Annotated in this window: 10 protein-coding genes; 5 read left to right on the plus strand and 5 right to left on the minus strand. The window is 65.1% G+C overall.

Translation table 11 applies throughout. The features are described 5' to 3' along the window. Positions 1–159 precede the first annotated feature (159 nt). Positions 160–1,374, plus strand: a complete 1,215-nt coding sequence (locus DAD99_RS03220; RefSeq protein WP_193340299.1) for a serine/threonine-protein kinase — start codon at positions 160–162, stop codon at positions 1,372–1,374. Continuing rightward, complete coding sequence (locus DAD99_RS03225; protein ID WP_193340300.1) at positions 1,371–1,853, plus strand: hypothetical protein; 483 nt, start codon at positions 1,371–1,373, stop codon at positions 1,851–1,853. The genes DAD99_RS03220 and DAD99_RS03225 overlap by 4 nt, the downstream gene beginning before the upstream one ends. 115 nt (positions 1,854–1,968) lie before the next feature. Here the strand turns inward: DAD99_RS03225 and DAD99_RS03230 are convergent, their stop codons facing one another. Further along, positions 1,969–4,188: an NADP-dependent isocitrate dehydrogenase gene (locus tag DAD99_RS03230; RefSeq protein WP_193340301.1), complete on the minus strand. Its 2,220-nt coding sequence runs from the start codon at positions 4,186–4,188 to the stop codon at positions 1,969–1,971. Positions 4,189–4,928: 740 nt separating this feature from the next. Here DAD99_RS03230 and DAD99_RS03235 point away from each other — a divergent pair. Beyond that, positions 4,929–5,915 carry a serine protease gene (locus tag DAD99_RS03235; RefSeq protein ID WP_193340302.1) on the plus strand — a complete coding sequence of 329 codons (987 nt, stop codon included), beginning with the start codon at positions 4,929–4,931 and terminating at the stop codon, positions 5,913–5,915. A gap of 294 nt (positions 5,916–6,209) precedes the next feature. Here the strand turns inward: DAD99_RS03235 and purH are convergent, their stop codons facing one another. Next, positions 6,210–7,895, minus strand: coding sequence for a bifunctional phosphoribosylaminoimidazolecarboxamide formyltransferase/IMP cyclohydrolase (gene purH, locus DAD99_RS03240; protein ID WP_193340303.1), 1,686 nt, complete (start codon positions 7,893–7,895; stop codon positions 6,210–6,212). Between the two features lie 141 nt (positions 7,896–8,036). Between purH and DAD99_RS03245 the strand changes: the two genes are divergently transcribed. After that, positions 8,037–9,389 carry an MFS transporter gene (locus DAD99_RS03245; RefSeq protein ID WP_193340304.1) on the plus strand — a complete coding sequence of 451 codons (1,353 nt, stop codon included), beginning with the start codon at positions 8,037–8,039 and terminating at the stop codon, positions 9,387–9,389. A gap of 20 nt (positions 9,390–9,409) precedes the next feature. On the opposite strand, the gene purN is transcribed toward DAD99_RS03245, so the two are convergent. Further along, complete coding sequence (purN, locus tag DAD99_RS03250) at positions 9,410–9,973, minus strand: phosphoribosylglycinamide formyltransferase (RefSeq protein ID WP_193340305.1); 564 nt, start codon at positions 9,971–9,973, stop codon at positions 9,410–9,412. Positions 9,974–10,012: 39 nt separating this feature from the next. Between purN and DAD99_RS03255 the strand changes: the two genes are divergently transcribed. After that, on the plus strand, positions 10,013–10,441 hold the full coding sequence (locus DAD99_RS03255; RefSeq protein ID WP_193340306.1) for a hypothetical protein: 429 nt from the start codon (positions 10,013–10,015) through the stop codon (positions 10,439–10,441). A 54-nt stretch (positions 10,442–10,495) separates the two neighbouring features. Here the strand turns inward: DAD99_RS03255 and DAD99_RS03260 are convergent, their stop codons facing one another. Continuing rightward, positions 10,496–11,812 (minus strand): DUF6350 family protein, encoded by a 1,317-nt coding sequence (locus DAD99_RS03260; RefSeq protein ID WP_193340307.1) that lies wholly within the window; start codon positions 11,810–11,812, stop codon positions 10,496–10,498. Between the two features lie 101 nt (positions 11,813–11,913). After that, a complete protein-coding gene (locus DAD99_RS03265) occupies positions 11,914–12,156 on the minus strand; it encodes a hypothetical protein (protein ID WP_193340308.1) in 243 nt (80 codons plus the stop codon). Positions 12,157–12,160 lie beyond the last annotated feature (4 nt).

A 12,160-nucleotide genomic window follows, 5' to 3' on the forward strand; every position in this document is an offset into this window, starting at 1 on the left:
AACTACCTGCAGTAGTCCTTGTGGCCCGAAGGCCTGGCTGAAAGTCCCAATCACTTCTCAGCCGGGCCGTCGGCGTGCCGGCAGGCGGCTTAACGGATGCCTTACCGGCCGGTATTATTGGGGAAGAACAGTGCCGCAGCGCACCGGGAGGAACTGGTCATGGTGGCGGATTCGCCTAGCTCCATTAAGAATGAAGTGCTCGGCGGACGCTATCGGCTGGCTGACATAGTCGGCCGCGGCGGCATGTCAACCGTCTACCGCGCCCGGGACGAAAACCTGGGCCGGGATGTCGCCCTGAAGCTCTTTGCCCCACAGGCGCCTGATGCCAATGAGCTCAAGCGCCAGGAAGCCGAAATCCAGCTGCTGGCAACGCTCAACCATCCCAGCCTGGTCACGCTGTTCGACGCAGGCATCGATACGCGTGTCCTGGCCGAACCTCGCCCCTTCCTGACTATGGAACTCGTGGAGGGCCAGGACCTCCGCAGCCGGATCAGGCACAGTGCAGTTCCTTTGGACGAACTTGCAGTCATCGGGGCAGGCATAGCTGACGCGCTGGCCTACGTGCACGGCTTAGGCATCATCCACCGCGACATCAAGCCCGGGAACATCCTGCTCGTGCAGATCCGTCCGGGCGAGCCTTTACGCGCCAAACTCACCGATTTTGGCATTGCCAGGATCGCGGATGCAGCCCGGCTGACCGCCACGGGGACCATGGTTGGAACGGCCGCGTACCTCAGCCCGGAGCAGGCCATGGGTTCTCCCTTGTCGGCCGCCACTGACATCTACTCGCTGGGTCTGGTTCTCCTGGAATGCGTCAAGCAGACCGTTGAGTTCCCGGGCAGCGCAGTTGAATCCGCAGTGGCCAGGTTGCACCGGACGCCCGAGATCCCTGCTGACCTTCCGGCGGAGTGGGCTGATCTGATCCGTTCCATGACTGCCATCGAACCGCTGGAACGTCCCGTCGCGGCCGACGTTGAATCCGTTCTGCGCCAAGCCCTGGTGTCACCCGTGTCAGCACCGGGCGAGCTTGAACCGGAGACAACCCGAGTACTCCCGGCCATGCCGTTCAGGCCGCCGTCCATCGCCATCACGGCTGAATCCGACCTGCCGGTAGTCCGTGCCAGCAGGACACAACGGGACGCCACCCGCCGTTCCGACCCGCGCAGCCGGGTCCCGGACTTGTCCCGTCTTCGCCACACCGGAAGGCGGTTCTGGACGGTCATCGCGCTGGGCGTTCTCTCCGCTGGAGCAGCCGGAACGGCGCTGACCTACAGCCTGGCACCTGAGCCAACGCCCGACGTCGTTCCTTACCCCGCCGTCACCGGCACTTTGGGCGACCACCTCAAGGAACTTCAGGAGAGCGTGAAACCATGAGCAGTGCACAGAATCACCGCTGGCGTTCTGCGGCAGCCCAGGGCCTCACAGCTGTCACAGCCGTCCTGCTGGCCGTTTCGTTGGCAGCGTGCGGCCCGGCTGAGACCGGCCTGCAACGTGATTCCGCCCGCCAACTCCAGGAACGGGTCCTCCGCGTCAGCCAGGCTGCCGCCGCCAACGACCTTTCCGGCGGGCTGGCGGCCCTGGAGAGCCTCGAGGCCGATCTCGAGTCCGCTGTGGGGAGCGGAAAGGTTACGGAGGAACGCCGGCGTAGCATCACCACGGCCGCTGCCGCTGTCCGCGCAGACCTGACAGCGGCCAAGGCCGAAGCCGACGCCGCGGCCGCGAAGGCTGCAGAGGACGCGGCCGCGGCACAAAAGCAGGCGGAAGCGGATGCCGCTGCGGCTGAGGCCGCCAAGGTGGCCACGGCACCGGCATCTGAAGGCAAGGGAAATAAAGGCAAGGGCAAGGGCGACTAAGGTCAGACGGCGTGGAGGGTTATTAACCCGCCCATGCTTCATCCCGTACGATCGAAAAGACAAAAAAGCGGCGCCCCGGTTCCCCGGGGCGCCGCCTCTTAAGGTTCGGCTCCGCTTAGCCCAGGGTCGCAATAACCTTGTTCAGAGTCGCAGACGGACGCATCACGGCTGAGGCCTTGGCCTCATCCGGACGGTAGTAACCGCCGACGTCCACCGCTGAGCCCTGCACCGCGGCCAGTTCGCCGACGATAGTGTCCTCGTTGGACGAAAGCTCCTTGGCCACAGCCGCGAACGATGCCGCCAGTTCCGTGTCCTCGGTCTGCTTGGCCAGTTCCTCGGCCCAGTAGCGTGCGAGGAAGTAGTGGCTGCCACGGTTGTCCAGCTCGCCGGCGCGGCGGCTCGGGGACTTGTTTTCCAGCAGGAAGGTTCCAGTCGCCTTGTCCAGAGTGTCTGCCAGGACCTGCGCGCGGGCGTTGTCCGTGGTAGTCGCCAGGTGTTCGAAGCTGACGGCCAAAGCCAGGAATTCACCCAGGCTGTCCCAGCGCAGGTGGTTTTCCTTGAGCAGCTGCTGGACGTGCTTGGGGGCCGATCCGCCGGCGCCGGTCTCGAAGAGTCCGCCACCGTTCATCAGGGGAACAACCGAGAGCATCTTGGCGCTGGTGCCCAGTTCCAGGATGGGGAACAGGTCCGTGAGGTAGTCACGCAGCACGTTGCCGGAGACGGAGATGGTGTCCTCGCCCTTGCGGATGCGCTCCAGGGTGAAGGTCGTTGCCTTCATCGGAGACATGATTTCGATCTGCAAACCCTCGGTGTCATGGTCCTTGAGGTATTCGTTGACCTTGGCGATGAGGTTGGTGTCGTGCGCGCGGGACTCGTCCAGCCAGAACACTGCGGGCGTCTTGGAGGCGCGGGCGCGGGTGACGGCAAGCTTGACCCAGTCGCGGATGGGGGCATCCTTGGTCTGGCAGGCGCGCCAGATGTCACCCGAGGCAACCTCGTGTTCGATCAGCACAGCACCGGAGCCGTCCACGATCTGCACCGTCCCGGCTTCCTGGATCTCGAACGTCTTGTCATGGCTGCCGTATTCCTCGGCGGCCTGGGCCATCAGGCCCACGTTCGGGACGGTGCCCATGGTGGTGGGGTCAAAGGCGCCGTGGGCGCGGCAGTCATCCAGGACAACCTGGTAGATGCCGGCGTAGGAGCTGTCCGGAAGGACCGCCAGGGTGTCGGCTTCCTGGCCTTCCGGGCCCCACATGTGGCCGGAGGAGCGGATCATGGCGGGCATGGAAGCGTCCACGATGATGTCGGAGGGAACGTTCAGGCTGGTGATGCCCTTGTCCGAGTCCACCATGGCCAGGGCGGGACCGTCGTCGAGGCCCTTCTGAATGAGCGCCTTCACACCTGCACGGACGTCCTCCGGCAGCTCCTCGAGGCCGCTCAGGATGGCGGCCAGGCCGTTGTTGGCGCTCAAACCGGCAGCGGTGAGCTGCTTGCCATAGGTCTCGAACAGTTCGGAGAAATAGGCCTTCACGACATGGCCGAAGATGATGGGGTCCGAGACCTTCATCATGGTGGCCTTCAGGTGCGCGGAGAACAGGACGCCCTCATCCTTGGCACGGACTACCTGGGCTACCAGGAACTCGTCCAGTGCCGCGGCGCGCATGACTGTGCCGTCGATGACTTCGCCGGCCAGCACGGGGAAGTCCTTCTTCAGGACCTTGACCGAGCCGTCTTCGCGGACCAGCTGGATGGCGATGGTTCCGTCGGCCCCGATGACCACGGACTTCTCGTTCGCGCGGAAGTCGTCAGCGGTCATGGTGGCGACGTTGGTCTTGGACTCCGCGGACCAGGCACCCATGGAGTGCGGGTTCTGGCGGGCGTAGTTCTTCACGGACAGCGGCGCACGGCGGTCCGAGTTTCCCTCGCGCAGGACCGGGTTCACAGCGGAGCCCTTGATCTTGTCGTAGCGGGAGCGGACGGCCGTCTCTTCGTCGGAGGAGGGGTTGTCCGGGTAGTCGGGCAGGTTGTAGCCTTGGCCCTGGAGTTCGGCGATGGCGGCCTTCAGCTGCGGGATGGAAGCGCTGATGTTGGGCAGCTTGATGATGTTGGCATCCGGCGACTTTGCCAGTTCACCGAGTTCAGCAAGGGCGTCGCCGATCTGCTGTTCCGGGGTGAGGTAGTCACCGAACACGGAGATGATGCGGCCTGCGAGCGAAATGTCACGGGTCTCCACCTCCACACCTGCGGTCGAAGCAAACGCCTCGATGATCGGCAAGAACGAATAAGTAGCCAGCATCGGCGCTTCGTCGGTGTGGGTATAGATAATCTTGGACATGCGCGGGCGTCTCCCTGGAGGTCGGCTGATTTCTTGGAAATTTGTTCTATTTCACCACCCCTAACTTACCTGAGTACATGCTGTTGGACCCTACCCACAGCCGTAGGCGCCGCTCCGTTACTGCCGGATTACAGCGTTGGAAAACTCTCGACGGCGCGGCGCACACCGGCGGCAATCCGCCGTCGCGCGGTGCTTTCAGGAGTTTCGGGCGTAGCCCGCCAGGGCACCAGTTCAGTCAGCGCCTCCTGTGGGGAACATCACTGGGCCAGATCTGCGCATACTTGGGATCGCGGCGGCGAAGCTCCGAGGTTGCGGTGAAAGTGTGAACCGGGTCAACGTCTCGTAGCCGTAAGGCTTCAGTCTGGGCTGCCAGGCCATTGGCAGCCTCCTGCGGGTCGGCGGCGGAGAAGTGACGGCCACGGGCGGCGGACTTCTTGGCTGGTCTACGGAAGGAAAACATGGCGAGGGCCCCAAATCTCTTACGTGTCCGGAGCCCAGTCGGACAATCATTGCTGTGCTTCAAAATTAGTCCTGAACGTCAGTCCCCGCCAGAACCGGCGCCCGATCTAAAGGCGGTCTGCGGGATTTTTGTGGTCAAGCTGCGGCTTTCGTGCAGGTCAGGGCCTGACCATACATGAGACGTCACTACTATTTACAAAGTTGTCATAGCCGGATAAATTCGGTAGGTCACTCGGCGGGCTTGACTGGAGCCCTCCCCCACCCGTTTAGACAGGACAACCATGACACGTACGAGGTCTCTGGCTACCCGCCTTCTGAGCCTTTCCGCAGCCGCGCTCCTGGCGTTGACCACGGCCGGCGGAGCATCGGCAGCACCGACCCCATCCGGGGACAAAGGGCAAGCCTCCGTCACCAGCACTGCAGTGGACAGCACCGGTGCGGCAGACTACTGGACATCAGACCGCATGCGCGCCGCGATTCCCGGTGACGTCTTGGCCGGCAAGGCACTGGAGCGCGGCAACACGTCCAGCGCCGCGACGGTGGAGAAGGGCAAAAACACCAAGGTCCAGGCCGCCAAGGGCAAGACCACCATCGCCGTCAACGAAAACCCCGTCGACCACATCGGCAAGGTGTTCTTCACCCTCGGCGGCACCAACTACGTCTGTTCAGGCAACGCCGTGGTTTCGGCCAACAAGAGCACCGTCGCCACGGCCGGCCACTGCCTCAACGAGGGTCCCGGAACTTTTGCTGCCAATTTCATTTTTGTTCCTGCCTACCTGGACGGCGCCGCCCCCTACGGCCGGTGGAGCGCCAAGGCCCTTTACGCTCCCGGCCAGTGGAGTGGCTCAGGCGACATGCAATACGACACCGGCTTCGCGGTCGTCAACCAGCTCAACGGCCAGTACCTCTCTGACGTCGTGACCGGATCCGGCGTCGAATTCAACGCAGCCCGCGGCCTGACATACAAGTCCTACGGCTACCCCGCAGCTTCGCCCTTCAACGGCGAGACGCTCAAGAGCTGCTACGGCACCGCGTCGGACGACAGGCGCAATCCCCAGTTCAATTCGCAAGGCATAGCTTGCGATATGACCGGCGGATCCTCCGGCGGTCCCTGGTTCATCCAGGGCAGCACCCCCGAAACCAGCGGTTCTAACGGCCTGCAGAACTCCATCAACAGCTACGGATACAACAGCGGTTCCGCCGTAATGTACGGCCCATACTGGGGCACCGTCATCCAGCAGACCTACGCCAGTGCGGCCGCTTCCTAAGGAAACCTCGCCAGGCGGCGAATCCGTCAGCCACAGCGAGCTTGCCGCGTCGCACGAGGAGATCCTCGAGTACTGGACCAAACAGCGAATGGCCGACGCAAAGCCCCGGGAGCTCCGGCTTCCGGAAGGAGGTCCGCGCCTCATGCAGCGGGGCGCGGACCCCATACAACGTCCTTCGTAGCTGCCCATTAAAGCCCGACGGCGCCTGTCCCTTGCTGGGGACAGGCGCCGTCGACGTTAACCGTGGGCGGGAGCCGGTGGGTGGGCCCACGCCGGCGAGGGACCCGGTGGGGACTAGTGGAAGAAGTGGCGTGCACCCGTGAAGTACATGGTGACGCCGGCCGCGTTGGCTGCGGCCACGACTTCCTCATCCCGGACGGAACCCCCCGGCTGCACCACGGCGCGGACTCCCGCGTCGATCAGGATCTGCAGGCCGTCAGCGAACGGGAAGAATGCGTCGGAAGCAGCGACGGCACCGAGGGCGCGCTGCGGTGCGCCGCTGGCGTTGGCGTTTGACGCACCGCCAGCACCTTCGACGTCGGACTCCACCGAAACGCCCAGCGTGTTGGCCCGCTCCACGGCCAACTTGCAGGAATCCAGGCGGTTGACCTGGCCCATGCCGATGCCAACTGCGGCACCGTGGTTCGCGAGCAGAATGGCGTTGGACTTTGCGGCGCGGCAGGCGGTCCAGGCGAAGGCGAGGTCCGCGAGGGTCTTTTCGTCAGCGGCTTCGCCGGCGGCGAGGGTCCAGTTCGCGGGGTCGTCGCCGTCGGCGTCCACCTTGTCGCTCATCTGTACCAGGACGCCGCCGGAAACCTGGCGCATTTCTGCCGGGTAGCGGCCGTAGCCTTCGGGCAGGGCCAGCAGGCGGATGTTCTTCTTCTTGGCGAGGATCTCAACGGCCTCGGGCTCGAAGTCCGGGGCAATGACAACCTCGGTGAAGATGCCGGCAACGGTCTGTGCCATGGCGGCGGTGACCGTCCGGTTGGCAGCGATGACACCGCCAAAGGCCGAAACGGGGTCGCAGGCGTGGGCCTTGGCGTGGGCATCAGCGATCGGGTCTGCAGCACCCGTGGAACCAACGGCGACACCGCACGGGTTGGCGTGCTTGATGATGGCGACGGCGGGCTCGGCGAAGTCGAACGCGGCGCGGAGGGCGGCGTCGGCGTCCACAAAGTTGTTGTAGCTCATGGCCTTGCCGTGCAGCTGATCGGCCTGTGCGATGCCGGCCGGGGCTGCCTTGTCCACATACAGCGCAGCCTGCTGGTGCGGGTTTTCCCCGTAGCGGAGGACCTCGGATCGCTCCAGCGACAGGCCCGCGTAGGCAGGCCAGTCGATAATGCCGTCGCCGTCTTCATCCAGGAACTGGCTGGCAGTCCAGGTGGCAACGGCGTTGTCGTAGGAGGCGGTGTGGGCAAACGCCTTGGCGGCCAGCCGGCGTCGGGTCTTCAGGTCAAAGCCGCCCTCAGCGGCGGCGATGACCACGGATCCGTAGAACGTGGGGTCAACAACAATGGCGACGGCGGCGTGGTTCTTGGCTGCCGATCGCACCATCGCGGGGCCGCCGATGTCGATCTGCTCAACGACATCGTCCTGCGGGGCGCCGGACTTCACGGTCTCAACGAACGGGTAGAGGTTCACCACCACCAGGTCGAAGGTTTCGATCTCCATTTTGGTCAACGTGTCCATGTGGGCCGGGACGCGGCGGTCGGCCAGGATGCCGCCGTGGACGCGCGGGTGCAGGGTCTTGACGCGGCCATCCAGCATTTCGGGGGACCCGGTGACTTCTTCGACCTCCTGGACCGGGATGCCGGCCGCGGCGATCTTCTTGGCCGTGGAACCGGTGGAAACGATCTTCACGCCGGCCGCGTGCAGGCCCTTCGCGAGCTCCTCCAGACCGGTCTTGTCGTAAACCGAGATCAGCGCCCGGCGGATGGGAACACGGTCGATGGATACACGGTCAGGCTGCGTGACGCTCACAAAAAGTCTCCGTCTGATCTCGCGGAACAGTGCCGCGGTTGGTGGGGATAGGCCCAGTTTATCGTGTTGCGCAGGTTGCCCCGCTTGCGGCGGCAGTGTGGACGTCAGTGGGCACGGTTAGAGTTTTCACAGGAGGCTGCGATGAATACTTACACCACTGTGCCCAGCGGCGAACAGGTGGTCCAGGAACTGCCCTGGCGTTGGAAAGTCCAGGGCAGGATCTTCGTGATCGGCGGCCTCGGCTTTATGTTCGATGCGTGGGACGTGACGCTCAACGGCATCCTGATTCCGCTGCTCTCGACGCACTGGGCCCTGGCCCCCGGCGAAGTGGCCTGGGTGGGTACGTCCAACCTGATCGGCATGGCCGTGGGCGCGTTTGTGTGGGGCACCATCGCGGACACGATCGGGCGGAAGAAGGCGTTTACGGCCACGCTGCTGATCTTCTCGCTCTTCACCGTGCTGGGCGCGTTCTCCCCCGATTTCATCTGGTTCTGCGTGTTCCGATTTATGGCCGGCTTCGGTCTGGGCGGCTGCATACCGGTGGACTACGCGCTGGTGGGAGAGTTCACACCACGCAAGCAGCGCGGGAAAGTCCTCACCGCGATGGACGGCTGGTGGCCGGTGGGCGCGGCCCTTGCCGGCTTTGTCTCAGCCGGGCTCGTGGCCGTGTTCGGCGACTGGCGGCTGACCATGCTGGTGATGGTGCTGCCTGCTCTTCTCGTGTTCTGGGTCAGGCGCAGCGTTCCGGAGTCTCCGCTGTTTCTCATCCGCAAGGGCCGCCGCGACGAAGCGGCCAAGGTCATCGACGCCCTCGTGGCCGCAACCGGTGCCGAACCGCGCGCCTACAGCCTTCCCGACGCCCAGGAAGTCCCGCGGCTCTCCGCGGGCAGCGCCTGGCACCAGCTGCGGCTGGTGTGGCAGTTCAGCTGGAAGATCACCACCGCGGCGTGGGCTTTGTTCTTCAGCATCCTGCTGGTCTACTACCTGTCCCTGACATGGATGCCGCGGATCCTGATCGGTGCGGGCTTCGCCGAATACAAGGCATTTGTGACCACGGCGTCCATGGCGGCGGTTGGACTTTTGGGTGTTGTTGTTGCCGCGCTGCTGGTGGAGCGTGTGGGCCGCAAATGGATCCTTGCCATCACGGGCCCGCTGTCCGCGCTGACCCTGGTGATCGTGGCGATTGTGGTGGACATCCCGACGGCGGCGGTGTTCTGGCTGCTGGTGTTCGGCTTTGTGGTGCAGATAGCGATTCCGGTGCTCTACGCCTATGTGTCAGAGCTCTATCCGACCGAGCTCCGCGGCACTGGTTTCGGCTGGGCATCGACGTTTTCGCGGCTGGGGGCAGGTTTTGGGCCGCTCATTTTCGCGAACTACTTCTGGCCCGAGCTAGGTCTGGCCACGTCCTTCGCCCTGGCCGGCGGGCTGGTGCTGGTGGCTGTCCTGTGGATGGCGTTCTTCTCCCCTGAGACCAAGCAGCGCCGCCTCGAGTAGCCCCCGTAGTCGCCCGAAAATCAGGCGGCCGCCAGGGCAGCCAGCGTGTTGACCAGAAGGCGGCGCTCCACGACCTTGATGCGTTCGTGCAGGGATTCTTCGGTGTCTCCCGGTTCAATCGCCACGGCTTCCTGGGCGATGATGGGCCCGGTATCCACCCCGGCGTCGGCCCAGTGCACCGTGCAGCCGGTGACCTTGACACCGTAGGCCATGGCATCGCGGACGCCGTGGGCGCCGGGGAAGGCGGGCAGCAGGGCCGGGTGGGTGTTGAGGTACTTGCCCTCGAAAGCTGCGATGAAGTCGGCGCTGACGATGCGCATGAAGCCGGAGGAGACCACCACGTCCGGGGCGTAGGATGCCACCCGGGCGGTCAGCGCGGCATCCCATTCGTCGCGCGTGGGGAAGGAGTTGAAGTTGACCACAAATGTCTCCAGCCCGGCTTCCGAGGAGCGTTCAACGCCGTAGGTCCCCTCCCGGTCGGCACCCACCGCCGCGATTTCCACGTCCAGCTCCCCTGCCTTAACGGCGTCGATGACTGACTGGAGATTGGACCCGGTACCGGAAACGAGGACTACGATGCGCATGGGTCTAGCTTATGGGCACGCTCGCGTAGGCTGGAAAACATGAACAACACCCCGGAACCGGCTGGCCAGCAACGGACCAAACAGCCGCTCAGCGAGGCCGCCAAGGACTCGCTCACCAAAACCCGCAACCTGTTCCGGACCTTTATTGTCACCGTGCTGGGCGCCTTCTTCGTCTACCAGCTCGACGTCAGCTACCTCTGGCTCACCGGCATCCTGACCGCCGCGAGCTTTGTGCTGGGTATCCTCCTGCTGGTCCGGTCGGCCAGGCTCAAGGAGTCCAAACTTGTCCTGTTCGGCACCATCTCGGGACTGGTGGTGTCGCTGATCCTGCTGCTGGTCATCCTGACGACGGCACTGTTCTTCCGCCAGGTCCAGGACTTTCAGACCTGCTCGCGGCAGGCCATCACGGACCAGGCGCTCTCCAAATGCCGGATCCAGCTGGAAAACTCGCTGCCCGGGCTCCCGTAGCAGCCCCAAGCCAACGCCAGCCCCAGCGGCAGCGGCAGCGGCAGCCAGGAAAGATTAGCGGCTCAGCTGAGATTCCTCATCCACGTGCTGTTGGCGTTCCAGCCACGGTCCGGCCGCGTAACCGATCACGACGCCGATGCCCACCTCCGCGGCAATCCAGAGTCCCATCCACAAGGGGTCCGGTCCGATGGAGGTGAGGCGGCCGAGGCCGGCAGAGCCGCGGGCCAGCCAGGCCAGCCCCGCGGCCAGCAGCCCGGACACAACCCCTACCAGCGCGCCGAGGGCTAGGGTGGACACCGTGGCCGTGAACCAGCGCGCGTCAATCTTGATGGAGAGCCATTCGTCAAAGTGGTTTTCGCCTTCGCGCAGGAACCACCAGCCAGCCAGGATACCCGCCAATACCGGCACTGCCAGGGCCACGAACCCGTAATCCAGCGGACCCGACGGGATGGCAGCGAAGACCGGGATGGACGGGAGCGGCCCGGTGGCGGTGCCCAGCGGACCCACCTGCGAGCCAACGCCCAGGGCAAAACCCGAGCCCGAGACCCAGGCCAGCGCAAAAATCACCAGGTTGGGCAGGTACCCAAGCTGCGCGATGGTGAGCGCCGCACCCCCTACCGCGCCGGCGTCGAGCGCGTCATAGACGGCAATAACCAGGTTCCAGTGGATGAAGAGGTCCACCGCCAGAAGCGCACCTGCGAGCGCAAACGCCGCCAGTAACGCGACACAGCCCGCCTTGGCCGCGGAGCCGAAATACGAGCCGGCCCAGCGGGAATGCTGACTGGTGCGCGAGATCCAGTCCACGGCGTCGACGCCGATCAGCCGGCTCCATGAGCCTGCCTCACGTCGGGCGCCGATCACCATGCCGAGGGCGAACGGGATCAGCGGGATGAGCATGGCGAACCAGATGTTGATGACGACGTCGGCGGTGCGGCATACAAAGCCGGTGGCCGCGCCGAACGCCGAGTAGACCAGCCAGGACCCGAGCAGCGCCTGCCACAGCTGGTCCGTATAGGAGGCCCGGGCAAGGCGTCGCCCCGCGCGCCAGGCGAGCAGGAATGGAATCAAGGTCAGGCCGAGGGGCACCAGGGTCAGCAGGCCGGAGCCTGAACCGCCGGCCGCGCCAGCCTCACCGGAGACAACGGTGAGCTGCAGCGGCACCCCGTGAATCAGCAGCCAGCCCTGGCCGGCGAGGCGGGCCAGGGCATCAAACGCGGTGTTCTGGAACCCGGCTGTGGCCCAGACGGCCACAATGGGTACCACCGCCAGGAGCGCGGAGATGATGGCGGCCTGCGCCGTTTCGAGGCCTCCCTGCAGCCACAAGGGCATGGGAAGGCCACGGTCTCCGGTCTGATCAGCGCGCAGTTTCATCGTGTCCCATGGTGTCACGGCCGGGCCGTCGGACCGGGCTTCGACAGGCTCATTCTCCCTGCGGGACGTGCCTCACCAGAGTTCGTAGTCCGCGGTGCTGATCATGAACCCGCGTCCGGTGCTGAGGTGCGCGCAGCCCATGCGTCCCGCGGCGCCACGTCGCGCGGTTCAGGGGCCGGCCCGCGGGCGTTCCCGGCGACGAGGTAGGCGGAGTTCCAGCAGCCAGAGTTCCCGGCGGAGTCCCCGGCGCAGCAGCGGACGACGACGGTGGTAAGGCACCCGCCGGTGATGGCGCCGTCATCGGGAGTCCAGTCTGTCCGGGCTTGATCCGGCGCTTTTTTCACAGGA

The organism is Pseudarthrobacter sp. AB1 (assembly GCF_014926485.1).
Lineage (GTDB): Bacteria > Actinomycetota > Actinomycetes > Actinomycetales > Micrococcaceae > Arthrobacter.

Bases quoted from the DNA above. Each gene is read 5' to 3' on its own strand.
- DAD99_RS03225 (WP_193340300.1), top strand. From the start codon at position 1,371: ATGAGCAGTGCACAGAATCACCGCTGGCGTTCTGCGGCAGCCCAGGGC.
- purN (WP_193340305.1), bottom strand. From the start codon at position 9,973: ATGCGCATCGTAGTCCTCGTTTCCGGTACCGGGTCCAATCTCCAGTCA.
- DAD99_RS03260 (WP_193340307.1), bottom strand. From the start codon at position 11,812: ATGAAACTGCGCGCTGATCAGACCGGAGACCGTGGCCTTCCCATGCCC.
- DAD99_RS03235 (WP_193340302.1), top strand. From the start codon at position 4,929: ATGACACGTACGAGGTCTCTGGCTACCCGCCTTCTGAGCCTTTCCGCA.
- DAD99_RS03255 (WP_193340306.1), top strand. From the start codon at position 10,013: ATGAACAACACCCCGGAACCGGCTGGCCAGCAACGGACCAAACAGCCG.
- DAD99_RS03245 (WP_193340304.1), top strand. From the start codon at position 8,037: ATGAATACTTACACCACTGTGCCCAGCGGCGAACAGGTGGTCCAGGAA.
- DAD99_RS03230 (WP_193340301.1), bottom strand. From the start codon at position 4,188: ATGTCCAAGATTATCTATACCCACACCGACGAAGCGCCGATGCTGGCT.
- DAD99_RS03220 (WP_193340299.1), top strand. From the start codon at position 160: ATGGTGGCGGATTCGCCTAGCTCCATTAAGAATGAAGTGCTCGGCGGA.